The sequence below is a fragment of the Providencia sp. NPDC089933 genome, from assembly GCF_049545585.1.
GTDB lineage: Bacteria > Pseudomonadota > Gammaproteobacteria > Enterobacterales > Enterobacteriaceae > Providencia > Providencia huashanensis.
The window spans coordinates 228,463-253,963 of the sequence record NZ_JBMWDT010000005.1; the positions used below are offsets into that span (position 1 = coordinate 228,463).

At 39.4% G+C, this 25,501-nt stretch carries 23 protein-coding genes; 1 reads left to right on the forward strand and 22 read right to left on the reverse strand.

The features are described 5' to 3' along the window. The first annotated feature begins 65 nt into the window (after positions 1–65). Entirely contained in the window at positions 66–1,454 is a 1,389-nt protein-coding gene (locus ACPEH5_RS09720) for an amidohydrolase family protein (RefSeq protein WP_131680905.1), read from the forward strand. A 37-nt stretch (positions 1,455–1,491) separates the two neighbouring features. Here the strand turns inward: ACPEH5_RS09720 and ACPEH5_RS09725 are convergent, their stop codons facing one another. The 22 genes from ACPEH5_RS09725 to ACPEH5_RS09830 all read right to left on the reverse strand — a co-directional run bounded on the left by ACPEH5_RS09725 (position 1,492) and on the right by ACPEH5_RS09830 (position 25,450). Further along, positions 1,492–2,478, reverse strand: a complete 987-nt coding sequence (locus ACPEH5_RS09725; protein WP_042843362.1) for a nucleoside hydrolase — start codon at positions 2,476–2,478, stop codon at positions 1,492–1,494. 24 nt (positions 2,479–2,502) lie between these two features. Continuing rightward, on the reverse strand, positions 2,503–3,504 hold the full coding sequence (locus ACPEH5_RS09730; RefSeq protein WP_187550793.1) for a LacI family DNA-binding transcriptional regulator: 1,002 nt from the start codon (positions 3,502–3,504) through the stop codon (positions 2,503–2,505). An 80-nt stretch (positions 3,505–3,584) separates the two neighbouring features. Continuing rightward, complete coding sequence (locus tag ACPEH5_RS09735; protein ID WP_042843359.1) at positions 3,585–4,970, reverse strand: MFS transporter; 1,386 nt, start codon at positions 4,968–4,970, stop codon at positions 3,585–3,587. A 288-nt stretch (positions 4,971–5,258) separates the two neighbouring features. Then, positions 5,259–5,501, reverse strand: coding sequence for a phosphopantetheine-binding protein (locus ACPEH5_RS09740; protein ID WP_048605503.1), 243 nt, complete (start codon positions 5,499–5,501; stop codon positions 5,259–5,261). Further along, on the reverse strand, positions 5,498–7,219 hold the full coding sequence (locus ACPEH5_RS09745) for a hypothetical protein (protein WP_281110828.1): 1,722 nt from the start codon (positions 7,217–7,219) through the stop codon (positions 5,498–5,500). Before ACPEH5_RS09745 ends, ACPEH5_RS09740 begins: the two co-directional genes overlap by 4 nt. A gap of 47 nt (positions 7,220–7,266) precedes the next feature. Further along, entirely contained in the window at positions 7,267–8,361 is a 1,095-nt protein-coding gene (locus ACPEH5_RS09750) for an IpaD/SipD/SspD family type III secretion system needle tip protein (RefSeq protein ID WP_210814115.1), read from the reverse strand. A 12-nt stretch (positions 8,362–8,373) separates the two neighbouring features. Then, positions 8,374–9,543: a hypothetical protein gene (locus tag ACPEH5_RS09755; RefSeq protein ID WP_129466914.1), complete on the reverse strand. Its 1,170-nt coding sequence runs from the start codon at positions 9,541–9,543 to the stop codon at positions 8,374–8,376. 17 nt (positions 9,544–9,560) lie between these two features. Further along, on the reverse strand, positions 9,561–11,774 hold the full coding sequence (sctE, locus tag ACPEH5_RS09760) for a type III secretion system translocon subunit SctE (protein WP_423727031.1): 2,214 nt from the start codon (positions 11,772–11,774) through the stop codon (positions 9,561–9,563). Between the two features lie 10 nt (positions 11,775–11,784). Beyond that, complete coding sequence (gene sicA / locus ACPEH5_RS09765; RefSeq protein ID WP_042843355.1) at positions 11,785–12,303, reverse strand: type III secretion system translocator chaperone SicA; 519 nt, start codon at positions 12,301–12,303, stop codon at positions 11,785–11,787. A gap of 133 nt (positions 12,304–12,436) precedes the next feature. Then, the gene (locus ACPEH5_RS09770; protein ID WP_131680907.1) at positions 12,437–13,519 is read right to left on the reverse strand and encodes an EscU/YscU/HrcU family type III secretion system export apparatus switch protein; all 1,083 of its coding nucleotides are present in this window, start codon (positions 13,517–13,519) and stop codon (positions 12,437–12,439) included. Positions 13,520–13,552: 33 nt separating this feature from the next. Then, entirely contained in the window at positions 13,553–14,347 is a 795-nt protein-coding gene (gene sctT / locus ACPEH5_RS09775; protein WP_181468966.1) for a type III secretion system export apparatus subunit SctT, read from the reverse strand. Continuing rightward, complete coding sequence (sctS, locus tag ACPEH5_RS09780; protein WP_042843351.1) at positions 14,347–14,616, reverse strand: type III secretion system export apparatus subunit SctS; 270 nt, start codon at positions 14,614–14,616, stop codon at positions 14,347–14,349. The genes sctT and sctS overlap by 1 nt, the downstream gene beginning before the upstream one ends. A 14-nt stretch (positions 14,617–14,630) precedes the next feature. Continuing rightward, complete coding sequence (locus tag ACPEH5_RS09785; RefSeq protein WP_042843350.1) at positions 14,631–15,296, reverse strand: EscR/YscR/HrcR family type III secretion system export apparatus protein; 666 nt, start codon at positions 15,294–15,296, stop codon at positions 14,631–14,633. Position 15,297: 1 nt separating this feature from the next. After that, positions 15,298–16,224 carry a FliM/FliN family flagellar motor switch protein gene (locus ACPEH5_RS09790; RefSeq protein WP_042843349.1) on the reverse strand — a complete coding sequence of 309 codons (927 nt, stop codon included), beginning with the start codon at positions 16,222–16,224 and terminating at the stop codon, positions 15,298–15,300. 2 nt (positions 16,225–16,226) lie between these two features. After that, positions 16,227–17,615, reverse strand: a complete 1,389-nt coding sequence (locus ACPEH5_RS09795; protein WP_166687012.1) for a hypothetical protein — start codon at positions 17,613–17,615, stop codon at positions 16,227–16,229. Continuing rightward, a complete protein-coding gene (locus tag ACPEH5_RS09800) occupies positions 17,602–18,045 on the reverse strand; it encodes a hypothetical protein (protein WP_042843347.1) in 444 nt (147 codons plus the stop codon). Before ACPEH5_RS09800 ends, ACPEH5_RS09795 begins: the two co-directional genes overlap by 14 nt. After that, the gene (gene sctN, locus ACPEH5_RS09805) at positions 18,042–19,334 is read right to left on the reverse strand and encodes a type III secretion system ATPase SctN (protein ID WP_129466909.1); all 1,293 of its coding nucleotides are present in this window, start codon (positions 19,332–19,334) and stop codon (positions 18,042–18,044) included. Before sctN ends, ACPEH5_RS09800 begins: the two co-directional genes overlap by 4 nt. Positions 19,335–19,350: 16 nt before the next feature. Then, entirely contained in the window at positions 19,351–19,758 is a 408-nt protein-coding gene (locus ACPEH5_RS09810; protein WP_048605518.1) for a type III secretion system protein, read from the reverse strand. 55 nt (positions 19,759–19,813) lie between these two features. Then, entirely contained in the window at positions 19,814–21,880 is a 2,067-nt protein-coding gene (locus ACPEH5_RS09815) for an EscV/YscV/HrcV family type III secretion system export apparatus protein (RefSeq protein WP_129466908.1), read from the reverse strand. Between the two features lie 21 nt (positions 21,881–21,901). Continuing rightward, entirely contained in the window at positions 21,902–22,993 is a 1,092-nt protein-coding gene (gene sctW / locus ACPEH5_RS09820; protein ID WP_048605520.1) for a type III secretion system gatekeeper subunit SctW, read from the reverse strand. Next, on the reverse strand, positions 22,984–24,681 hold the full coding sequence (gene sctC, locus ACPEH5_RS09825; RefSeq protein WP_166687011.1) for a type III secretion system outer membrane ring subunit SctC: 1,698 nt from the start codon (positions 24,679–24,681) through the stop codon (positions 22,984–22,986). Before sctC ends, sctW begins: the two co-directional genes overlap by 10 nt. Next, entirely contained in the window at positions 24,671–25,450 is a 780-nt protein-coding gene (locus ACPEH5_RS09830) for an AraC family transcriptional regulator (RefSeq protein WP_042843339.1), read from the reverse strand. Before ACPEH5_RS09830 ends, sctC begins: the two co-directional genes overlap by 11 nt. Positions 25,451–25,501 lie beyond the last annotated feature (51 nt).

Here is a 25,501-nt window from a genome sequence, read left to right on the forward strand (position 1 = left end):
TGGATGGTGAACTGCTGATCAAAAACTGGAAATTCGACTCTATTTCATGATCACAAGGAGTTTCTATGAAAGCAGACCAATCATCCGGCAGAAGAGAGTTCCTTTCCACTAGCGCCAAAGTCGCCGCTGCTTGTACCCTTTTTGGTACCGTATCAGGTATTGCATCCGCGCAAAATCAACCCACAATGTCATCCGATATTACTCGCATTACCGACAGCCATTATTACCTTGACGATGTATTACTCGAAACAGGCTTTAATTTCCGCGATACTACGGTGATTGGCACTAAAACCGCATTGCAAACGGTTGAAATCGATCAAGGTAAAATTGTCGCCATTTTACCGAATAAACAACATGTTAATCACCAGCTAAATGCTTATAACGCTCAAGGCAAATTGATGCTACCGGCGTTTCGCGATATGCATATCCACCTTGATAAAACCTTCTATGGCGGGCCATGGCAAGCGCCACAGTCACGTGAAGGTAAAACAATTATGGATATGATCACCCTAGAGCAGAAACTGTTACCTGAACTGCAACCCTTCACCGAAGAAAGAGCCAATGCGCTGATCACGTTGATCCAATCCCATGGATCAACCATTGCCAGAAGCCATTGTAATATCGAACCCGTTTCTGGATTAAAAAATTTAGAAACCCTACAAAAAGTACTTAATGAACACCAACAAGATTTAACTTGTGAAATTGTCGCTTTCCCACAGCATGGGTTATTGTTGTCAAAATCAGAACCCTTAATGCGCGAAGCCATGCAAGCTGGCGCCCATTATGTGGGAGGCTTAGACCCCACTAACGTTGATGGGGCAATGGAAAAATCTCTCGATACGATGTTCCAAATCGCTCTCGATTATAATAAAGGCGTAGACATTCATTTACATGAAACCAGCCCTGCGGGTTTTGCTGCCATCGAGTATATGATCAAAACAGTGAATGAAAACCCAAGTTTGCGCGGTAAAGTAACGATTAGCCATGCCTTTGCTCTTGCAACACTGAGCCCAGAACAAGCCGAAAAAACCGCAAGACAACTGGCGGAACAACAAATGACTATCGCCTCAACAGTACCGATAGGTACATTACATATGCCATTGAAAATATTAAATAATAATGGCGTATTTGTGATGACCGGAACAGACAGCGTTATCGACCATTGGTCACCGTTTGGGCTGGGTGATATGCTCGAAAAAGCCAACTTGTATGCTCAGTTGTATACTCGCCCAGATGAACTGGCACTGTCTCGCGCTTTAGCAATTGCGACAGGGAATATTTTGCCATTAGATACCAAAGGCCAGCAAATTTGGCCCACCAAAGGCGATGATGCTAGCTTTGTTCTCGTCGACGCATCTTGCTCAGCTGAGGCCGTTGCGCGAATTTCACCAAGGCATGCCTCTTTCCATAAAGGCAAACTCGCCTACGGCACAATGCAAAAATCGATAGCTTAATGTCAGTTCATTGAACTAGCGCCGAATGGCGCTAGCTTCAGGCTGGCTTTGCAGTATATCGGCTAACCGAGGCAAAAATTAAACCCAGTAAACCTTGATTATCTACAGTTTGTAATACTGTAATCGGTTTTGCCATTGGCTCAGGAATACCGACTCGTAAACGTAACGCATCATAATAATAGCTTTTTCCACGTAATGCCCCTTGCAGCTCAATACCCACTTGTTTTTTCTCGTAGGTTACTAGGCTTTTATCTAATAGCCATGCAACGGTTAACACATCGTGAACCCAACACCCCGCCAGCTGACGCGTAGCCCGCGAATAATCAATCCACGGGCGCATAGTATTAACAAGAAATTGGCTCAATGTGGATTGAAGTACAGAAAACTTATCGAGGTCACTCTGTACCATCTGTGTTTGTACCGTAACATCCATTGGCACTAAAGTAATATTGGCACCACTATTCAAAACCGCATGGGCCGCCTCTGGGTCTAGCCCAAAATTGGTATCTTTAATATAACCAGGGACATTAAATACCGCTCCCATAATAACAATTTCAGCCACTTTCTCTGCCATTTCAGGGAACAATTGCATGGCCATGGCGATATTGGTTAAAGGACCAATCGCAATAATAGTGACCTGATGCGGGTTCTGACACACCCGCTCACCAATACGCCACGCAGCTTCTGGTGCTGATTTAGGTAAAGCAGGCACAGGGGGAAGGTTATCCCACAAATAGTTAAGTTGCGCCCGCTGTGCGCCATTATCTAATAATTCGCGCCATGGTCCGCTAGCTTCAATTAATGCCGATGACGCCCCGCGGTAAACAGGAATGTCCTCATTCAGCGAGTTAACTAAATGGCTGGCCACATTAAAACCAACCTCACTAGGCGTATTCCCTGAAACGGTTGTGATCATCTCTAGTTGAATTTCTGGCGCTGCTATCGCAAGTGCAAGAGCAAGCCCATCATCAACATTCGCGCCTGCAACGCCGTTTCCCGGGTCACAATCAATAATTACACGCATAAATTTCCCTGAAATAATACATTATCAGCACCCGCAGGAGTGCCCAATTTGTAGCTCAAAATCCACCTCACAAATGGCTTCTTTATTTGGCCAGTTTTGTAGAATCTGTATCGCTTTTTCTGCTATTTTATCAACAGGTTGTCGAACAGTCGTGAGTGTAGGAACAGTATACTCCGATTGCACAGTACCATTAAAACACACCAGAGCAATGTCCTCTGGTACCCGCAGTTTTAGTTCAGCTAAGGCTTTCAAACAACCAAAAGCTTGTAACTCATTGGTTGCAAAAATGGCCTCAGGGAACCCTATTTTCTGCATTTGATAGATAGCTTGGTAACCCCAATCACGCGTATATTGCCCTGCAATAACCCATTTTTGCTGTATTTCAAGGTTGGCTTCTACCAAAGCGTTTTCCCAACCACTTAACCGGTCTTGGGTATTAAGCATTTCAATGGGCCCACAAATAATGCCAATATCTTTAAAACCATGCTCAATGAGATGGCGAGTGATTTTATAGGCTGCCAACTTTTCATTGACTTGAAGAGCACTGACGCCTTCGGTAGGGTCGACCCTATCTAACATCACACAAGGGGTACCCGAAGATTGGATCAGGTCAATGTACGGATGACGGTCAACACTGGTATAAATCAACCCTTCGACTTGGCGTAAAAGTAGGTTGTTAATCAGTTCTTTTTCACGCACACGGGAATCCCCTGCATCCCCTAATAACAAGACATGACCATGCTTGAAAGCTTCACGTTGCAATGCATGTGCAATAGAAGCCAAAAAAGGGTTAGAGATATCAGGGATCACCAACCCATAGGTTTGTGTACTGCCAGACGCCAGTGCTTTAGCGATACCATTCGGGCGATACCCCGTTTTTTTTATCGCCGCTAACACCCTCTGTTTCGTCGCCTCAGCAACAGGACGGGGACCGTTATTAATCACATAACTGACCACTGCAACAGAAGTTCCGGCTTCGCGGGCAACATCTACCCGCGTCACTTTACGATAGTTCACATCAGGCACGCAGCAATTCCTTTTTCACTTACTATTATCTTACGAAAGAATAGCAGCCACTCTGGTTTTTATATACCACCGGCGTTCACTTATATTGCATCTTCTGGCAAGTTAAGGTCACGGCCTCGCGTTTCTGGTGCAAAAAATGTGGTAACTAGACCAATACATGCCATCCCCATAAAATAAATAGCAATTGGCCACCAATGCCCAGTCCAAGATAATAACGCTGAGGCGACAAGCGGTGCTGTTCCCCCCGACAAAATAGAACCAAGCTCCTTAGCAAAGGCCATTTTTGTATAGCGATTACGTACCCCAAATAGCTCTACACCCCATGCCGCTTGCACGCCAAAAATCCCCAGAGATGCTAACCCCATTCCAACAATAATCGTTGGGATCACAACCAGCGGTTCCCGTGAATCCAGTAGCATAAAGGCGGGGACTGCATACAACATTAACAATAAGCAGAACCAGCGGTAAATAATACGGCGACCAAATCGGTCAGATAACCAGCCGGCAAAAGGGATAATGGCAAAACCGAGGATCGAGGCAATTAAAACCGCAGTTGTCGGTACCGATTTATCCACCAACAATATTTTGGTGACATAACCAATAATAAAACCTTGGGCTAGGTAAGACGGCCCATTTTCGCCAATCCGTAAGCCAACCATGGTCCAAAATGCACGCGTTCTCTGCCAAAAGGTACGGTTATCAACAGGGTGACTTACAGCATCAGACGCCAACGCTTGGCGACGCTCCTCTGCCAGTTGGGCTTTTTGCCGTTCAAATACAGGGGTTTCACGCATATGTTGGCGAATAAATAACGCTGCCAGCGCGATCAAAATACTACCAAGGAACGGAATACGCCATCCCCATGACATGAGGCTTTCTTTATCTAACTGTAAGACTATCAACCAAATCATTGAAGCCAGTAATGTTCCGCTGTTTGAACCTAGGGCAATAATCGAAGAGACTAACCCACGCCGCTTGACCGGAGCGTACTCCCCGAGCATCACAGTTCCACCAGATAGCTCAGCCCCAGCGCCAAGTCCTTGAGCAAACCGTAAAATAACCAAACAAACCGGCGCCCAAACACCAATCTGCGCGTGACTTGGAATTGCGCCAATTAGGGTTGTAGATATCCCCATCAGTGCAATGGTAATCACCATCACCATTTTTCTACCATGTTTATCACCTAGCCAGCCGAAAAATAATGCACCGATTGGGCGAGCGATAAACCCAACAGAATACGCGGCAAAACTGGATAACAGTGCCATAACCGGCGTCGCATCAGGGAAGAAAACATCACCGAAAATAATACCTGCTGCTAAACCATAGAGAGCAAAATCGGCATATTCCATGGTTGTCCCTAACCAACAGGAAAAAATCGCTCGGCGAAAATCTTTTTTCCCTTCAGGCGTATTTAACCGCTCTTGTGCGGCTTGTTGGTTAGCCTCGGTATTTAAATGTGTTGCCATAGTCATAAACCCTTGGTATTGGCGCAAAGCCTATTTGTAAAATAATCTAACTGGTATTTTTATTTACTTAAAGGATAGTCTACGCGCGTAGAATTAAGCAAACGAGGGAATGTTATTTTGTGAGCATTATCACTTGATGATAGAAATATGAAATTTATATGACTGAAAATAAAAGAAGAAATTTTGGGGGAAAACATAAAGAATCAGAAAATGTAAAATACCTCGATGTTAGTTATATTGATTACGGAAATAGAAAAGCCACTATTTATATTAAGTGGCTTTTCATCTTCATTTCACGCTCAATAGGTAATTAACAATATCGCGTAAATAGCGCCATTTCATCCAGATTTCGTCTAGAAGGGGCAAACCAGTGTATCGCTCAATTTCCGTTATCAATTCCAGCATTTCTAATGAGTCAATATGCAGATCTTCGATAATACTTGAATCCATCGTAACCTGTAATTTAATACCTGAATAAGCCCGCAGCGCATAAATAGTATTTTCTAACCATTGTTGGTGAACTTGACTCATTGTGATCCACCTTTAGTCGCCGCGTTCTGATAGCCAATAATACCATTTAGAGGTTTCATCTGTTCTTCCGTTGCAACAGCATAACGCTCTTTTTCCGCTTGGCCTCGCGTCAGTGCACCACGCTCAGTTAATGTCACTAGCGACCCCGCATTAGGGAGATGTGAGCTAGTATCCACAACGACTTTTGTTGCTTCACGTTCACCACGATAAACCTCTTTATCTGACTGATTACGAGTCAGTGCCCCATTCGCCGTTAAAGTCACTGGTTTTTGTGCATCAGGTTTTTTCAGCACCCAATGATTATTTTCATCTTTCTGGTAACGGTTAACCGTAAAATCATTTTTTGGCTGAGTGTTAATGAAAAACTCCGTTGTTTTTGGCTTCGCCTCAATGGATTTTTCCCCTGATGGCAAACGAGACTCTTCCAAAGCTTCAGTCCTAATCAAGTGAGAGCTATCCTGTGGCTCCAAAGAGGTATTATTCAACGGTGATACCTTATTAGATGCCGTAACTGGCTTTTCAATAATAGGCTGTTTTACTTCAGTATTTTCCTGGTCTTTAGCATTGTCCATATCATAATCCACATCGGGCTCTTGTACTGGCTGGCTGAATACAACACGTGTTAGTGGTTTTTTCGATGGTGGTAATGCCGAATCCTTATCATTTGTAGCCTGTGTAGGCTCCTGAAACGATGTGTTACTTACTCCAGGTTCTTGATGACTTATCTGACTAATATTTTCGCTAAATGGAGAGCCTAAGTGATAGTGATATTCTGTATTATAACTATTTGTTATCTTGGATGATGGAGCACCCATTTTTTCTGTTGGATTATACATGCCATCAATAACGTCATCCTCTGTTTTCACTGATGGTGTTGCTGATTTTACAGGCTCACTCAATGCCATTTTTATTTTTAATGGGCTAATAATTTCTATCTTTTGTTCAATATAACGAAATAAATTATTTAAATGCTGATATTTATCACCATATTTTTTCTGTTCAAGGTTACTGTACTCCTTTATAGTATTTTCGATATCCTTTCCTTTTTGTATATTTAAATCACTCACCAAAAAGCTATCCGTTGAACGGCTATTAATCACCTCGTCAGAAAAAAACGCACTAAGTTGGTGTTTAATTGCAGAGTCAACATATTTTTCTTGATAACAAATAGCTAATTTCTCCAGTGTAATATTATCCGATAAGAATTTATCTAACTGTTTATCTAAATTTCCCTGTGTTTTTTTTAGCGTAACCTCAATATTCTCATCCGTATTTAAATCTTGTATTCCATCTATTTCTTTAATTAATTTTGCGGCTGCAGAAACTAATGCTGAGGGGAGTTCTTCAGGAGCAAATAACGTTAATGTCACTAGAGCCGTTTCTGGACGAAGGTTTAACTCTTGCTGAGTTGTACTGCCATGGTTACCTGCTCCTAAAACTTTCGCCACCATATTACGAGTAATGTTACTGTTAGACTTAATAACTAGCTGTGTTATATTGTCTATTTGCTGTTGGTGGTTATTGCTGTGTAAGTCACCAACATTACCAGAAATATTCATTTCGTTCTTAATATTATTTTTAGGTAAAACACTTTCGGCATCTAATGAATGAACATTATTTAAATTAGAAGCGAATACATTACCATCTTTAATAACGGAATTATGATGAAAAGAATTAGAGATATTATGAATCCCAGAGTTATTCTGAGTACTAATCATAGTTAGTCCTTATGATAATTAATATTTTTAATTTATACCAAGAAAGATCACATACTGATAAAACCACTATTATATTGGTTTAAATCTTTTATTAATTGAACTAGCAACTGAGTTAATGTATCAAAGTGGCTATTATCTTGACGGAATGTTTCTAATAAACGTGAAACAGAGTTATTAATCACATTTTTTTGTGCGTCAATCGCTGTTTGCATACTTTGTACGCTCTGTGCAAGCAAATTTACGCCTTTACTTGCCCACCCTGCACTAGAAGAATCAATATCATAGATTGATTTCATAATTTCGCGTAGTGGCTTCAGGTCTGGATAAATTCGAATAACTTTACTATCATCAGAACCTCTTGTTTCGACTTTAAATCCCTGTCCGTCCAGTTTCTTTTTCCAAAATTCAAAAACAGGCTCACTATATTTTATTTCATATATTTTTTCGGCGCTATTTTCTGGCTTAGACCAATTTTCATAGTATGTAATGTTTACCGCATCAGAATTTGTAATTAACGGTTTATTTCCTCTTACTGTTTTATGGTCGGTATAAGGCTCAAAAAGGTCATCTAGCCTATTTAATAAAGCCACTCTTTGCAGTTTTATCTTTCCACTATCTCCTGCTTTAATATATTCGGGTATTTTACCTAATGCCGTATTTACATCCTGCATATATTTTGTGGTTGCTTTTATTATTTCACCAAATTCTTTTTGGTAACCTTTATGAATATTATCAATCATGCCACTAATGGCACCAATGTGCTTTCTACCATCTTCAATCGGAGGTAATATATTCGATGATTTCTTTCGCATCATCGTTGCGCCACTAGGTTCAAGTGCAAACTCTTCGTTTAAGCCTAATAGTACTCTCGACGCCTTATCTCCCGATATTTTTAACTCACGCAATAACGTTTTTGCTTGTTCAATAATTTGATCAAGTTGGTTTGATTCTACTTGAGTGCGTACTGTAGGGCTTGGTACTTCATAACCCAGCTGTTGAAAATAACTGTCCACTTGTTGATAAATATCGTCATTCGGGTCAATAAAAATACCCGCCCCAGTAGGGGGCAGATCTATTCCAGCAGAAGGCTTAACATAGGAAACTTGAGAATTGGCTAATACAGTTGAGAATATTACCTCCATTATTAGCTCCTATTAACCTTTTACCACGGCTTGGAATGTGCGTATATTGCCATCGCGAACATCTCTTAGCGTCTCATTCATTTTCTTCAGTAATTCACCACTTTCACTAATCGCTTTATCCGCGTTTTCAGACACTTTACGCGCAGCGGATGAAATGTCTTGCTCTATCATCGCGTTAGCACTTTGGGCTTTTGCTTCCGCCTGTGATGTTGATGCCGCCATATTCCCCGCACTATCGGATAAACGAGCGCCTTGCTCTGCAACACCACGCTTTATACTCTCTTTAGTAGCAATATTATTGTGTTCGTTAAGCTGATTTTGACCATAAGCTTTCGTACTGTTGGCGGCATCTTGACCATTTTTAGCGACTAATGCTTTTTGCCCCATTGTGGCTTGATCAGTTAGTTCAATAGACAATCCATCCTTGCCTTTTAACACAGCTCCACCATTGGTTTTACCCGTTAATGCATATGCTTGACCATTTAGCTGCGATAACCTGTCACCTGCATTGATATTGTTAATACCTGATTTTAAATTCGTATTAATTGATTTACTCTGGGTATGTAGCGATTTTGCTTGGAATGCTGCCCCTGCGCCACTCACGCCTAAAGAAACACTAAAATTGATAATAGCGCCTTCCATCATTTTTTTGCCTTCTTTAATTGTGGATGCGGCTGCTGCTTCTACCATTTTGCCACTCAACACATTAAAAGCGGTGCTTATTTGACGGTCAGAAATTTTTATCTCAGAGGCAACTTTACGAATAAGTTTTGATATTTCTACAATAATGTCACTACTTATAATTCCAAGAAATTGACGAGGCTTGGCTAAATCAACTTGCCCAATTGCCTTTTGCTCTGCTTGTTCAAAAATACGTTGCAATTCATTCGCAATTTTCGGTTGTAATAGGCTTGAGATCTGCTCAATATTTTCCATTTCTTGCACATCAAGGCTTGAAAGCGCATATATTAATTGCTCTGGCTTCATCTGCTCAATTACAGGTAGATTTAATATTGGCTTTTCAGATAGTTCATTCTCAATAAGTGATGGTAAATTAGACAAGCTGATTTCCTGACTTCCTCCTACCAACGTTGATGTAGGTATCTCTTTAGAGTTAGTTATTCCTCCAGTATTGAAGATAGTTTTATTTGAAATCGCTGGTTGCATAGTAATGGCTGTCATTTTAATTACTCCTTAATTTACGCATAACGCGCTGTTTTCATCATATCGACTTTGTTTTGGCTAGATTGCTGAAGACCGTTAAGCATGGTTGTGAACATTTCATCAAACTGTTCATAATTCTTTGACATGGCTTTAATTAACTGATTTAGCAACTCAGTAATGGCTTCTATCGCCGCATTGTTTAGCATCATCCCTGCAAGCATCTCCTTCATTTTTTCCCCCATAGATGCTGCATGTAAATTGAGTCCTCCTGTTGTTGCTGCACTGGCTACGGTTAGCGCAGCACCCGAGCCTTTTGCTACGACTTCCACTTTTGCCATCGCCACACTTTGATTCTTCACTTTCTCGATTTTTTGGGCTTTATCTATTGTTTTTTCAACAGTTTTTACCGTATCTTTCACATCATCAACTTTGTCAGCTAACTTAGTGAGTTTGCTTAATTTCGCAACGCTACCTGCACCATCCGCAACAGAATCACTCACTTTTACCATTTGCCCACCAATGGAGACTAAGTCTGAGGATTTCTCAGCTTTAGCCACCACTTGGCTAATCGCTTTGGTGACATGTTTTGCCTCATCAAACTTATCCGATAACTTAGCCAACTTAGATAGTTTCACCATACTGTCTGCGCTATCAGCAACTGAATCACTTACTTTGGCAGTATTATTTGCAATATTCCCTAATGCATTCGTTAGGTTTTTAGGCATTGCTTTAATGGTATTTTTTAGCAATGTCCCCACGTTTTTCATTAATAATTTAGCGGCACTTTTCACTGTGTTAACAATGTTTTTTATCATCGACCCCATTGAAATTAATGAGACAGCTAAGAACGCTACCGCAGCAACAATCATGCCTACAATACTGCCGATCTGCTTCGCTTTATCTTTATCAACACCAAACTCAATCAGCATATCGGTTACTACTGAAGAAATTTCAGTTGCCAGCATTTGCATTAAGCTGCCATGCCCCGTTTCTTCTAGAACAATATCCGCAACGGCCATTGCAATCCCAATGGCGGCAATAGCAAGCGTCAACGGTGCAGCAGTCCCAAAAGTTGCCACTGTGGCAATCACTGAAACAGCCAATAAAACATAACTGAAAATTTTACTCGCACAAGAAGCCGCTTTATTTGATTCTGCCGCTTTACGTTCAGCTTCCGCGGCCTCTTTGGCTTTTTTCTCTGAATCTTTCCGAGAGGCTTCACTGATTTTCATCATGACCTCTTCTTGCTCTTTCATGCTACGAATAGAGTCTTCGTTCATCGCTTTTTTAAGCTGGGCCGTTAGCATGGTTAAAAGTGCTAACGTGTTCTCCCATTTATCACCATCAATGTCAGTTCTGCGGGGCGCATTTTCAAAAAACTGATTTAACTTATGGTTATCTTGCTGTGCAACTTCCGCCTGTTTTGTTACCGCCTCGGCTGTTGCCAGTACTTGAGTATTTAATAGGCTAATTTTGTGGCTTAACGTGGCAATTGGTTGGTTTAACTGCTGCTTATCCGCTAATAATGTATTACTTTGGTTGGTTAACCCTTCAATTGTCTGAGTTAAAGATTGCTTTGCCTGTGACAATTTATTCAATGCTTCAATATCTTCTGCATCGGTGGAGTTGACTGGAGGTATGGTAATTAACTCATTGATTTCAGCTAATTGTTCCTGTGCAGTTTGTAGCTTAAGGCCAGCCTGTTCGAACTGTTCTTGTAAAGAATCAGATTGTCTGTTTAAGCTATTTAACTCCGCTCGCAGTGTTTTATCTTCTTTTTGCTGCTCCTCAAATTGGTCATGCAAGCTACTCAATGCATCGGTGTTTTTCTTAAAAGTATCTAAAAGGATATTACCTTGTTCTCTGATTGATTCAGACTCTACATTCAGTAGCTTTATTTTGTTACTCAACTCACTAATATTCCCTTCGTGCAACAATTGGCGTATTGTTGAAAAAGTTTCTATCAGTAACGACTTTGCATTAAAGCTTTTTTCTTGCTGAGGCGAATTTGCCCCTTGCGGGTTTGCTGTTTTAGCCATCGCCCGCATTTTTGGTGCATTTAATTGTGGCGAATTTTCAGCACGAGAACGTTTCATTTGTTCTGTTGAAGCTAATGCCCCGTAGGCTTCTTCTAAGACTAGAACTGATTTCGTGATATCTTCCGTCAAAGCTAACGGGTTCTCACCCTTCAGAAAAGTGTGAATATTTTTTATTCGTTCGCTATTTCCACTATTTGAAATATCAACCATTTTTATATCCTTAAGTATTAGAGCTTGGGTCCTTGGGCTCTACTGTTGCAAGATTTTTCTTTAATGCCGTTAAATAAGCCTGTGATTTGTTTTGTAAATCAACATCAGTACTGCTTTCCAATACACTTTCAAAGCAATGCAGTGCCGCACTACTTTTCTTCATCATTAAATTACACTGCCCCGCATGGAATAACGGCCTGTAGTCGTCTTTGGCAAGAACAAACGCTAAAGCATACAATTCAGTGGCCTTGTCATAACGTTTCGTTAATTGATAAACTGCAGCAAGCCCCATGACATAATCTGTATTATAAAAATCATAAATACTTAAAAAGCGGAAAAAAGTTTCAGCCTCTTTTAATTTTCCTTGCTGATAAAATTCGTAAGCATAGGAATAGATACCGTCCATTGTACTTTGTGGGATACCATGGATATCTTTATAAGTCGCACCATCCATTAGTGCTGTTGTGATATTTCCGAGCAATTCGTCCATATCAATATTTTGTGATTCTTCATATTGGGTATTATTCATTTATTTACCTTTGCATTAATATTGAATATATGATGCATTTTTACTTTTGCATCATAATTAATCAGATTTTTTTTGGCTTTAAAAAAACGATTTATTCTATGAATTATTTAATTTCATTCGAGAAAATTATAAATCAATGTCTTTCCTTCCTCATTAATTCATTCAAAGCTTCATCCACATCTATTCCCATTTGCACTAATTCGACCCTAATTAACCAAGATATAATTTGCATGATTTCCTCTAACCCATTTTCATCTATAAAACTGTCTTTCTTATATAACCGCCAAATGTTCCTTGCTAAAGGAATATCCCTAACAACTGGGACACCTTGTTGCTCAGCATATTTAATAATAGCTTTAGCTTGCATGCCTCGACTTTTTGACAGTAAAAAAGGTAATGGAGCAATATCTGAATCATAATAAATTAACATTGCAATATGAGTGGGGTTGGCCATAACAAATGTCGAATTACGGACATTAGATTTAACTTCTTCTGATAACAACTCTTGATGCAACCCTCTACGTGCACTTTTAATATGAGGGTCCCCTTCGTTATCTTTATACTCTTTTTTAACCTCTTGTTTTTCCATCTTTAAGTTTTTAATAAATAAGAAAAACTCAGTGATCATATCCACTAAAATAATCAACAGTGCAACAGACAAAAATACCACAATAAATGTAGTCGATAAGCTTGCCCATTGATGGATCATCCCATCGATGACAGTACGATAAAGCATAAAAATATCGTGCCGCCAAAGATAAAAAAAGACCACTGCAGATACAATAAATACAATTAAATATAAAAATGCTTTGATCAGTTCTTTTAGTGAGTTCAAAGAAAATATTTTTTTTAAGCCCGCGATAGGATTTAATTTAGTAAAATCAAGCTTTATTGCTTCTGTTGCGAGCCTAAAACGGCTTTGTAATAATGAAATTATTGTTCCCGCTAAAAAACATGCTAGTAAAATAGGTAATAAAACACCAATAAAAATAACAAAAAACTCCCAGAGTAAAGTATCGATATTAATATTCGACGGTGATTGTAGTATTTTCCTCATTAAAAATGCCAAGTCTTCTAAACTTGTCATTCCATCGAATACAAAAGCACTTACGACTAATACAATTGCTGCTACTGAATCTTTACTTTTATAACTTTGCCCTTTTTTAGCGGAGTCTTTAATTTTTTTGTCAGTAGGCTTCTCTGTTTTCTCTGCCATAATTTTTCACCATAGTTCTTAGCCTAATTAAAATTAATCAGCAAGAAAAACACTTTGTAATGGTGACAATGAAATCATATTTACTAATATATCTGGCACTTCATTTTGAAAATAAAGTAAGAATACAATAAATGCAATTATTGATTTTATTGCCAATGATAATGAAAACGCATTTAATTGAGGACAAAAGCGGGAGTATAAACCTAGTGCAACCTCTGTAATAAATAAAGTTACAATAATCGGCGCAGCTAAAATAACACCTTTTAATACCATGTTATTCAACCATTCCCCCAGAGGCAGACTATTAAAAGAGGAAAACCCTTGCCCCAATGGCAGCAAATGATAACTTTGTGCAAAAATTACAGAAAGTTGATACATCCCTCCTTGCGCTAAAAATACCATACAAACAATGTAACTCAAGAAAACAGCAAGTTCAGACGCTTCCGTCCCACTTGCAGGGTCAACAATACTGCTAATGGTTTCACCACGCTGAGTGTCAATTAGCTCACCAATCACACTTGCGATCATAAAAGGTAAACCTAAGATGAAAGCCAATATTAAACCGACTACGATTTCATATAAAAAAATTTCAGCTAAATTTGTTTGATCCCATTGAATATTTGCCCCTGCAAAAAATGGCCATAACCCCAATGCAATATACATAACTACACAGTTTTTGATGCCCCCTCCATTTAATAGCTTATTGCTAAAAAAAGGCAAAAAGAACATCACGGGCGCTATTCGTAACCATGCTAATGCTAGTTTTATGAGTTCTTGCTGAAACAAAAAAAACAAATATGATGCCAGCGAAACTAACTCTTGGCTCATTAGAGTAACCCTACCGCAGGAATCGCAATGGTAATTGCCTCTATTGTATAATTTATCACCTTATCGGCTAACCACCCGGAGATCATAAATAACGAACCAAATACAGCTAATAGCTTAACGCCAAAAGGTAGCGTTTGTTCTTGCAGTTGGGTCACGGTTTGTATTAACCCTACTAATAACCCGACAACCGTCGCAACAATGACAGGGATTGCTGATAAAACAACAATTAATAACATTGCTTTATTGCTGATATATACAATTTCATCCATATCAATATCCCACGTCAATGCTGTGCAAGTTCAAAATATTGCATTACCAACCCTTTGGAAATTAACGTCCATCCGTCAATAGCAACAAACAAAATTAATTTCACAGGAACTGAAATAGTTACAGGGCTCATCATCATCATTCCCAATGCTAATAGAATGCTGGAAATAACTAAGTCGATAACAACAAATGGTAAGTACACATAGAAGCCAATTTCAAATGCAGATTTAATTTCACTTAACGCATAAGCAGGTAATAATGAAAATAATGTTGGTTCGGCTTCTTCTTTACTAATTTCGTCTTCAGTACGCCCCTGTTGAAGGGATTCGAAAAAAGTCACTAATTGTGGGTCAGAATACTTTTGCAAATACGTTTTATAGCGTCCTAGCCCGTCATCAACAAAGTTATCAATCGATTCAACATTACTAAAATCGACGCTTTCTTGGCGCATATAGTTATTCACGTCCTGCAATACTGGCATCATCACAAATAGAGATAATAATAGAGCAATTGCATTCAATACCATGGTCGAAGGAACTTGCTGTACACCCATTGCATTACGAACCATAATTAATACAATCGATATTTTTAAATAGCACGTTCCTGCGGCAATAATAAAGGGTAATAATGTTGAAAATGCAACTAATGCTAATAAAGGGATTTCTTGTGGTACCGTTGGCATATTAAACCCTTGAGTCACCTAGGCTAATTATGCGAGTGATTTCCAAACCTAATTCACTATCATCACCTAAGTAAATAAGCTCACCTTCAGCAACGAGTTGCTTATTTGCATAGACTTTAACTTCGCGTTCTTTATTTTCCCCAATAGAAAAAATAGAACCTGGTTGGATATTATTAAGCTCAGTAACCGCAATATCACTATGACCTAATACAAATGTAAGTTTGACATTCATATCCGCTAAATTAAATGGGCGTTCAATTTCATCTTGATATTCTTCTGTCGGTTGAGTATCTGTACCGTCTTCTTGTAATAATATTTCTTCAATCATAAATAAGCCTTCTTCTTGTTTTTGGAACCGAGCAAATACACGCCCAGCGACCAACATGTGCAACTGTAGTTGCTGAATATAAAGTGCGTCTCCCAGTGCTAATGAACGCAGTAATGAGAGGCTAATATAACTGCCCCCTAACACCCAATCAGCGAGGAGTGAGAGGTTTTCCAAACCACCATTTGCTTGCTCACGTACTGCCAAACCGTCAATTGGAGCACAAAGAAAAGCCTTTCCAAGATGCTTTTCTTTCACAGACAAACTAAACTGGTTAATCGCGTTACCATCAATAACTTCAACCGATTGGTAATTAAACTGGCTATCAAAAAAGCATTTGTCCTTATTTTCGAAAGCAAAAATGTCACAGAGCATTTGGCTACTTAATGAACTCCATGCATAATGCGCCAAGTCAGGCCAGCGATACCGGCACCAATCCTCAACATGCGTCAACACATTCACCTGTTGCATTTCCTTCTGTAAACACACATTGAAATAACGCTGCTGTGAATGTGTACCGTGGGTAACCACCTCGACTTGGTATTGTTGCTGCCAAGTTTTTAACTGCCTTTCTCGCTGACTGACTCGCCGAATTTTCAACATATTTAATCTTCTTCTTGCTGATGCTGTTCCTGCTGACGCTGTTTTTGCTGTTGGTCATGCTGACCGCGTTCTTGTTCTTGGCGGAAATAAATATTTTTTTCACTACTTAATAAATGTTTATTGTCCTGCAACACATGCTGTACCTCGCGGCTATAGGTAGAGGCAATAACATCTGTTTTTGTCGCTAATTCAAACGTTACCGACGGTGCATTCTTCCATTGCTGAAAGGTATAAGTTAAGGTTCGCGGTGAACTCTCATTCACTTGAGCATTCTTAATTGCATTACTATGCTCAATCCATTGTTCCACCTTTTGCGCGGTCGAGGACAGCTCGCTAGCTGGGGTCCCCACGGCAACCTGAGCCTGTGGCACCATCGCAACTTCAACAGGCATCGGGCTATTTCGAGCTATATTAGCGCCATCATTATTTGTGTTCTCTTGCAAAACGGACTGGTTTTTCTCACTTTTCGTCAGAATTTGCATAAAACGCTCTGTGGATATTCCTGCATGCTCATCAACACTCGGTTGGTGACCTTCTAGCATTGTTTCTAAGGCCGCTACCCCATGCTCATTACTGCTTTGCCCCTCACTACTTGTCTGTATTGACTCTGGTGACCCCATCATTTTTTCAGCGGTAATCACCTCTGAGATAAATGGCTTTTCGGGGGACAACAGGGTAGAAAAAACATGCTGCTGACCTTTATTCGCAACTGAAGCTTTCACATCATTTTCATTGTTGAATAAATTTAACACCGGTTGTTCAGTAGCCTCACCTTCCATTGCGCCGGATGAACGCAATAAGCTATTCGGCTTTAACACTGCATCAGAATTGTGTGTATGAAGAATTGGCATACCACTCATATTGATTAACGGAATATCATCATCTAACAGCGTATAATCTTCTAAATCGTCTTGAACATCGCCTAGAATCAATGTGCTATCTTCCTCATTCTCCTCTAATAACAACGGGTTAGACTCACCGTTAAGTAACCATGTGCCATCTATCTCTAATTGGGGAGTAAAATGTTCTACAATCAGCGCTTCCACTTGTAATACATTCTGCGGTTCAGTTTCCAACATCATGTGGTCTGTATTTTGGGGTAAATAGCGTAAAGGCATAGAAACGACCGGCTCCGCAATCCCCATAGAAGCAGTATATTGCCCCCCTAAACATAGGGTATTACTCGCAAAATCGGATTGTGTTTTTGGTTTAAGTAATGTCTTTTGTGCAAAAACATTTGCGACTTTCTTAGCGAGTCGCTGAAAAGAAAGAGCATTTGCGTTTTCTTTACCTTGTTGGTTATAGCCATGTGTTGGTTTTACGATTGCTCCAACTAGCTCAGTGGTATTATTGATTACTTTTTCACTCGAAAGTGATTTAATTGCTGACATGAACAAATAGCTCCTCTATTTCATGTTGCTGCTGACGCTCTGATTTTAAACATTGTTTAGTACGTTGCTGTTTGAGATATTTTTGGAATTTTTCACACTTGTTGTGTAACAAAAGTGCCTGTGCTTTTATTTGTTCTGCTAATTGTTGGTATTTTTCTATTTGTACCGACATGCTGTCGATTTGATATTCAAATTGCGCAATATTTGCCAAAACCGCAGCTTTGAGGCGTTGGCGTTCCCAAAATGCAATCGGTTTTAGTTCTTGAGACTTTTCATATAAAATAACTTGTGCCGCTAAAATTCTGACCCGCTCCTGAACTTCGGAAATATTTTGCTGTAATTCATAGATAGCTAAGTTTATTTTTCCTTGTTCTTGCCGTGTTTTATCTAAGCGGCGCTCAGTGAGAAGTAATAAGTTTTTAACACTCATGACACTAATCGATTGAGTTGCGTCAATATATCTTCAGAACTTTCAGGCTGTTCCATCCCTTGTTTTAAAAACATTTCAATATCCGTTTGCTTTGCTAGTGCCCTATCGTTATCCACATTTTCCCCTTCACGGTATTCACCTAAATCTAAATACAACTGAAGTTGCTCAAGTTTCCCAAGCATTTCACGTACTTCGCCCGCGGCTTTTCTATGCTCTAGTGAAGTGACTTTGGGGAAAACACGGCTGATACTTTGCAAAATATCAATGGCGGGATAATGACCCCGGCCAGCAAGTTTATGACTAAGATAAATATGTCCATCGAGGATTGAGCGAATTTCGTCACCAATAGGATCAGCCTCATCTTCACTCTCAAGCAAAACCGTATAAAAAGCCGTGATGGCACCTTGTTTCAAACGCCCGGGACGTTCGAGTAACATGGGTAATTGCTCAAATACAGAGGCAGGGTATCCACGCCTTGCCGGTAATTCCCCCGTTGCCAATGCAACATCTCGTAACGCCCTTGCGTAGCGCGTCATGGAATCAACATATAGCAACACGTTACGCCCTAAATCACGGTAATACTCCGCAATAGTCGTCGCTAATAATGCGGCATTGCAACGCTCTATTGGCGGGCTATCCGATGTGGCATACACTAAAATAGTTTGTGCAGCATGAGGGGAATGCTTCAATTCCTCTATAAACTCAATAACTTCTCGACCTCGTTCCCCAATTAAAGCCACCACATGAATATCCGCACTAGCATGGTTAATGATCATATTCATCAATGACGTTTTTCCACTTCCCGCCGCAGCGAAAATACCAATTCTCTGCCCTAAACCACAGGTCAATAGCCCATCTATTGCACGGACACCTGTCATTAAAGGCTCATCAATTGGACGCCGTTGTGTAACGTTAGCCGGTGGACTATCAATCCGTTGCAAACGGTTATCAAGATAAGAAACTTCATCAACATTCTCAGTTAATTGTCCAACTTGCTCACCCGCCGCATTAAAAATTTTCCCTGCCAACGATTCATTCACAGAAAAAACAAATGGGTAGCCACTTGGGCGAATAACCACCTCACGCGTTAAACCTTGAATACGCCCAATTAAACTTAATACCGTTAAACCTTCTTTAAAGCCCACAACTTGGGCTTTCGCAATAATCTCTGGATGCGAAATAGACCGTTCGATAAAACAAATTTCACCAATAAACACCCCTTGTAGGGGTGCTTCAATTAGGCATCCATGAATGCGCGCAGGATGCGCGCAGATATCAAAGAGTTTCATTTTTTATCTTGATAATTTAGGCTGAAAGTTGATCACGCAATACATTTGCGCGCTCAAAAAACTCTTCAAAACTATTTGAAAATAATGACATTTCATTCAAAGCTGAATTTTTTAAAACTGCAGATAAAATAAGCGTGTCATCAACCAAATTTAAAGCAGGCTGACCAACTTGGAAATTATTAGGCGGATACTCCATCATAGATTTCAATAATAAACCGCTCACCGAATCTAAACGGCTATAATTACACTCTGATAAAGCACACCAAATAATAATATCGTCCGATGTTAGGTCAATATTAATTGCCGGTGAATCATTCATTTCTAATTGAATATTCGAGTGGCAATCTAATTGGGTATTAATTAAATCATCACGTCCCATTTCACCTAAATATTCATTTAGTACTTCTACAAAACGGTATTTCATATTTTTATTCCTTATGTTTATTTGATAATGTTTTACTATCGGTAATTGCTATTGGTTATATTGTATTAATAACGTTAACTTTTACGGTCTCAGAAACTTCATTGAAAGAGAGCACTTCCAATTCAGGGAATCGAGCCTCTAGGATTTTTTTAACAAAACGGCGAATATCAACTGGCACTAACATGCTGATATCTCTAACAGACAAGTAGCTATTTTCTAACGCTAGCTCAGCTGCTTGAATCAACGCATTACTGGTTTCTGGTTCAAGGTGTAAATACACCCCTCCAGATGATTGGCGAATTCCTTGGCGGATCGTGTCTTCAGTCACTGAATTGACCATTAATACATTTAAACGCCCCTCGACGGCAAAACGCGAAGAGATATAACGCGCCATACCACTGCGAATATGCTCAACTAACATCAAACTATCTTTTTCTTTAGGTACCCATTGCACCAAATTTTCAATAATGAGCTTCATGTTCCGTACTGATATTTTTTCCATCAATAAACGCTGGAAAACCTCTGTAACCTTCTGTACTGTTACATGGCGATAACACTCTTTCAGTAGTTCAGGGTATTTTCTCTCAAGGTCGTCAAGTAGGTTTTTAGTTTCTTGGATACCAAAAAATTCATTAATATGACGCAGCATCAAGGTACTAACACAATCAATCATTTCCGTAATATCATCACGGCTATATAACCCTAGTTGTTCAATGCTTTGTTTCTCTTGGTTCGCAACCCAATGGCTCGTAACACCATATTCATCAGTGTACTTGGTTAATTCGATTCCAAGATGCTCCAACTCATCCGTTTGTGTTAATAGGCGATGACCATGAAAATAAATATCGTATTCACCCGCTTTAACTTCATTAATTAAAACCACAATTTTATTTTCGGGTACAATAGGAGAGTAATTAATCGCAATATCAGGAATACGATACCCATAACGAATAAACACATCTTTTTTCATTCGCGTTAGAAAACGATGTTCTTCTAAATGCGTTTTATAATCCTGATTAACAGAAATAATAATGGGTAGTGTTTCAGGAATATATTCTTCCTCAAATTCTTGATTTGCACGCTGAGTTTCCCCTTCGGTCACTTCAGGATTAACACACTGACTTTCTTGTTGGGTCTCATGAGTTTTCTTCTTACGGTTTTTGTAATGACGAACACCAAACAACCCAAAAAGAAGAGCAGAGAGAAGTAAAAATATACTCGTCGGGAAGCCCGGCAAAAAGCCCATGAAAAATACAATTAAACCAGTAATTAAAATAGTAAAATTGTTGGCAAATAGCTCAGAGACAATGTTTTCCCCTAAGTTTTTATCATTGCCCCCTACACGAGTGACAATAAAGCCCGCACTAATAGAGATCAGCAGCGCTGGAATTTGTGCAACTAAACCATCACCTATCGTTAATAATGAAAAAGTATTTAAGGCCGTTGATACATCCATACCTTGCTGGGCTGTACCAACAGAGATACCACCAATTAAGTTTACAAAAATGATAACAATACCGGCGATAGCATCCCCTTTAATAAACTTCATTGCACCATCGAATGAACCAAATAACTGGCTTTCTTTTTCTAAATCGCCTCGTTTCTCTTTAACGGTTGCCTCATCGATAACACCTGCACGTAAATCTGCATCAATACTCATTTGTTTACCAGGCATCGCATCCAAAGAAAAACGAGCGGCAACTTCAGCAATACGTTCAGAACCTTTGGTAATAACGATAAATTGTACGATAGTCACAATGGCAAAAACCACCATCCCAACGACTAAGTTATCTTGAATAACAAACTCACCAAACGTGGCAATAATATCCCCAGCATCCGCCTCTAATAGAATCAAACGACTAGTACTAATTGATAGCGCCAATCTAAATAATGTACTTATTAATAATATGGATGGAAATGATTGAAAATTCAGTACCCGTGTAATATAGAAAGAGCTCATAAAAATGAGGACTGAAATCATAATATTTAAGCCAATTAATAAATCGACCAATATTGTAGGTAATGGAATAATTAACATCGCAATTACCATCACCATAATAACCAATACCATTAACTCTGGCCGTTGGCGGATTTGTAATAAAAATCCAGTTATGCTTTTCATAGAGTTATTTATTTCCTATTTTTATTTTTTGATAATTTCTTGTGCCACAATGTCATTCATTTGTTTTTTTAAATGTTCCAATATTTCATCCCTTGATTCCAATATAGGAAATACCGAAATCGGAATAGTAGAAAAGGCCAAAAATACTAATTGCAAAAACCTTGCTCGCGTCTCTGTGTGCATGAACCGTAATTCTTTATTCACAAATATGACAATTTGCTCTTCAAAATCAGCTAGCCCACGAATACCGCTAATAAATATTTGGCTGAGGGATTTCTCTAACACCAATTTTTGGTTATCTATTTGATAACGAAAAAAATCCGCTTGAAAAATTTTCTGGCTAAAGATGCAATCAAGAGATTGCAGTTCACGTAAACGACCAACTCGAATAAAAAAATTACCAAATTCACTGATATTCACATCACCAAGCGGCAATGCTTGTAGATCACACGCTAAGGCTCGAGCCAAATAACGCATCATATTTTCCCGCTCTTGGAGTTCCATGACTTCAACCCATTGTTCATATAAATATACGACAGGGCCGTCATAACCAATGAATTCACGGTAAACACTACGCAAGTTCCCTGCGCTTTGTTTCAATTTTTGAGCAAATGCCTTGGCAAGTAATGCCACGTTAGCGCCAGCTTGTGCACTACGCGCATTTTCTTCATTCAATAATTGCTCATAAAGTGTTTCGAGATATGCTATTTGCTCATTTTTAAACTTTTTGCGATGAATTAATGAAGCAAGCGCCATTAATAAATCACTAGGATCTGGAAAAAATTGCAATAATAAAGTGCGTAATTGCCGAGGATTCATTAACTGCTTATTTAGCAGAGCCTCAATTTGGGTAATTTTTCCATCTGCATTGCTATCTAAAATACGCTCAGCAAAGCGCATCCATTCTTCTTCAGGGTCTTTACGAGAACTTCCTCTGCGAATATGGCTTGCCGCTAGCATGGCCATTGAGGCATATTCGCTGCTGCTGTCAATGACCCCTAACCCTCGGGTTACCTCGTCACTGTCGTCAGTATTACTCTTCGCTGACGCCCTGCTTTTATCTTGCGTACCAACCGAAAAACGGTTGCTATAGTTCAGTGGCGTTATTGCCATGACTCGCTCATATACTGTTGGAGAAATTGTACCGTGCCATGCAACTGACTATTGTGCTGTGTAATACGCGTTTTTTCTGAAAACTGACGCCCATCCCAAGCTTCGTTTTCATCTAATAAACGCGGTTGGATCAAAAACAACCTTACCATTTTTTGCTGATTAACTGACGAGCTACTAAATAAGCCGCCAACAAAAGGAATATCGCCTAGTCCAGGAATTTTGCTTTCATTTTCAATATATTGTTCACGCGTATAACCACCGATAAGTAAACTGCTGTCTTTCGCGATACGAGCAACAGTATTAATGGTCGTGCGGTTAATCGATGGCAACCCCTCAACACTTGAAGCTTTACCATCACTTCCATGACTTTGTGCACCGTCTTCAATGTTAACTTCCATTTCGACCTGATGACCCGCAGAAATACGAGGCATCACACTGATCATGGTTCCGTAAGTCACTTGCTCTAATGTCGCAATGCGCTCACCTTGTAACTTAGCGTAAAAACTGGTGTTGTTATCGAATAAAGCAGGAATGTTTTCTTGAGTCAGTAAAACAGGACGTGACACAATATGCCCATTTCCCTTTTTACTTAATGCATCAATCTGTAATAAAAAATCTTGGCTATTTGATAGTGTGCTACGGTTAAATGCGACAGCCCCTCGACCCGCTTTAAAGGTGCCAACTTCCCAATTCACCCCCAAGTTGTCTAACTCTGATCGTGTTATGTCAATAATCCACAAAGATAATTCGACTTGTCGACGACGAGTATCTAAGGTCCTAACCAGTTGCCTAACATAGTTAATTTGTTCTTGGCTACCTTTGACAATCAAACTATTGCTATCAGAGTGCGCCACCAGCGAGAGTACATTTCTCCCTGACGAGCTTTTCACTATCACTTGTTTCTGTGATGGAACACTTTCACCAATAGGAGCATCTAATAATTCATCAATTGAATCTTCTACTGAGTTCAATTTGGCTGGCTGAACATTAATCGTTTCTTCAACGGTGTTTCCGTTATCTTTAAATAAAGCTGAAATGACCGTTAACATGCCAGGTACCGTTGTACTTTGGCCGCGCGATGTATAGCTTCGGTCAGTAACTGAGGCATGTTTTAAAGAGATAACCACAACCTCACTGCCCACTTGTTCTTCTTGTTGAATCTGCTTATCTAAATACAGTGCCGCAGCCTTAATTAGCTCAACATATAAAGGCGGCCCCGAAACAAACAATAAGCTATCACCTCCTTGAGAACGAACAGGAAAGCGTTCATCATAAATGCCATTACGTTGAATATAATTGAGAACCTGCCCACTACTAACACCATGAGTCGGTATAATCGTACTGCGCATTTCACTATTATCGTAAACATAAATACTGGCACCATCGTCATACCACACTAATGCAATACGGCGAGTTAATGCTTTAAACATCTCATCCGCATTGGCTAGATTAAAATTGCCCGTTACTTTTTTCTGTGCCGCTAATTTACTTAAAATAATAGGCTTGTTTAATTGCTCAGCGACCGCCTCAAAAACTTTGCCAACAGCAATATTATTTGCAACAAATGTGTCATGGTTTTTTTCTTGAGCTACAGGTTGTGCAACAAAAACTTCAGACTGAGCTGAATAACCACTCATCGATAATAAAAGGAGTGCCAGTAATACCACTCCTCTTTTGTTACTGCTCATATAAATTGTCTCCAAGATGTCTTATTTCTGAAGGGGTAAGTCCCAACTCTTTTTTAAGATCATTGGTGAAGTGTGAGGCAGAGCAGTAACCCGCTTCTAATCCCACATCCAAAATTGAGCTTTCACTTTCAATTAATTGCAAAATAGCGTTTGCCATGCGAACACTCATAATCTTTCGCTTCGCTGTTTTATTAAAGTTTTCTCGATAAAGCTGTCTAAAATAAGAGGCTGAAACTCCATAACGAGCACAAAGCTGATTAATATTGGCATTTTTATCACTCTGCGCTGCAGAAAGAATAAATCGCATCATTCCGTAGGCTTCATATTTACGCAATATATTGCACCAAAACTCAAATTCAGGTTGCTCTCTAATGACTAAATCGATGACAACATTTTTAACTGATATGGTTGTAAAAAACTCTTCATCCAATGGAATATATTCTTGTACTATTTCATTACTAGAACCACATTTCGCTTTCTTAGAAAGGAAAGATTGCTTTGTTGCAGTATCAATAACAGCAAGAATTTCAACTAACTCTGATAACTCTATTGAGTAAATATCCCAGTTTGGGTTGTTATTAGTACTCAACACTGCATCATTGGCGATAAATATAGCGTTTTTTTCAAATTGAATATTTAAGTTTGAATATGGAGATTTATAACAAAAAGTCGCTGCTCCCTCAGAGGGAACTGCCAAAATCAGTTTATCCTGCAAAGAAAAACAGAGATCCCCATGTTTCAATAATGCAGCAATGTCTTTCTTTAGCATTATATAAGCCCTTTCTATTGATTAATATTTAGAATCAGGGTGCGGGATGCT

What these genes read in the sequence shown, in the direction of transcription:
- ACPEH5_RS09720 (WP_131680905.1), top strand. Translation starts at nt 66, where the DNA reads ATGAAAGCAGACCAATCATCCGGCAGAAGAGAGTTCCTTTCCACTAGC.
- ACPEH5_RS09725 (WP_042843362.1), bottom strand. Translation starts at nt 2,478, where the DNA reads ATGCGTGTAATTATTGATTGTGACCCGGGAAACGGCGTTGCAGGCGCG.
- ACPEH5_RS09735 (WP_042843359.1), bottom strand. Translation starts at nt 4,970, where the DNA reads ATGGCAACACATTTAAATACCGAGGCTAACCAACAAGCCGCACAAGAG.
- ACPEH5_RS09740 (WP_048605503.1), bottom strand. Translation starts at nt 5,501, where the DNA reads ATGAGTCAAGTTCACCAACAATGGTTAGAAAATACTATTTATGCGCTG.
- ACPEH5_RS09745 (WP_281110828.1), bottom strand. Translation starts at nt 7,219, where the DNA reads ATGATTAGTACTCAGAATAACTCTGGGATTCATAATATCTCTAATTCT.
- ACPEH5_RS09750 (WP_210814115.1), bottom strand. Translation starts at nt 8,361, where the DNA reads ATGGAGGTAATATTCTCAACTGTATTAGCCAATTCTCAAGTTTCCTAT.
- ACPEH5_RS09755 (WP_129466914.1), bottom strand. Translation starts at nt 9,543, where the DNA reads ATGACAGCCATTACTATGCAACCAGCGATTTCAAATAAAACTATCTTC.
- sctE (WP_423727031.1), bottom strand. Translation starts at nt 11,774, where the DNA reads ATGGTTGATATTTCAAATAGTGGAAATAGCGAACGAATAAAAAATATT.
- sicA (WP_042843355.1), bottom strand. Translation starts at nt 12,303, where the DNA reads ATGAATAATACCCAATATGAAGAATCACAAAATATTGATATGGACGAA.
- ACPEH5_RS09770 (WP_131680907.1), bottom strand. Translation starts at nt 13,519, where the DNA reads ATGGCAGAGAAAACAGAGAAGCCTACTGACAAAAAAATTAAAGACTCC.
- sctT (WP_181468966.1), bottom strand. Translation starts at nt 14,347, where the DNA reads ATGAGCCAAGAGTTAGTTTCGCTGGCATCATATTTGTTTTTTTTGTTT.
- sctS (WP_042843351.1), bottom strand. Translation starts at nt 14,616, where the DNA reads ATGGATGAAATTGTATATATCAGCAATAAAGCAATGTTATTAATTGTT.
- ACPEH5_RS09785 (WP_042843350.1), bottom strand. Translation starts at nt 15,296, where the DNA reads ATGCCAACGGTACCACAAGAAATCCCTTTATTAGCATTAGTTGCATTT.
- ACPEH5_RS09790 (WP_042843349.1), bottom strand. Translation starts at nt 16,224, where the DNA reads ATGTTGAAAATTCGGCGAGTCAGTCAGCGAGAAAGGCAGTTAAAAACT.
- ACPEH5_RS09795 (WP_166687012.1), bottom strand. Translation starts at nt 17,615, where the DNA reads ATGTCAGCAATTAAATCACTTTCGAGTGAAAAAGTAATCAATAATACC.
- ACPEH5_RS09800 (WP_042843347.1), bottom strand. Translation starts at nt 18,045, where the DNA reads ATGAGTGTTAAAAACTTATTACTTCTCACTGAGCGCCGCTTAGATAAA.
- sctN (WP_129466909.1), bottom strand. Translation starts at nt 19,334, where the DNA reads ATGAAACTCTTTGATATCTGCGCGCATCCTGCGCGCATTCATGGATGC.
- ACPEH5_RS09810 (WP_048605518.1), bottom strand. Translation starts at nt 19,758, where the DNA reads ATGAAATACCGTTTTGTAGAAGTACTAAATGAATATTTAGGTGAAATG.
- ACPEH5_RS09815 (WP_129466908.1), bottom strand. Translation starts at nt 21,880, where the DNA reads ATGAAAAGCATAACTGGATTTTTATTACAAATCCGCCAACGGCCAGAG.
- sctW (WP_048605520.1), bottom strand. Translation starts at nt 22,993, where the DNA reads ATGGCAATAACGCCACTGAACTATAGCAACCGTTTTTCGGTTGGTACG.
- sctC (WP_166687011.1), bottom strand. Translation starts at nt 24,681, where the DNA reads ATGAGCAGTAACAAAAGAGGAGTGGTATTACTGGCACTCCTTTTATTA.
- ACPEH5_RS09830 (WP_042843339.1), bottom strand. Translation starts at nt 25,450, where the DNA reads ATGCTAAAGAAAGACATTGCTGCATTATTGAAACATGGGGATCTCTGT.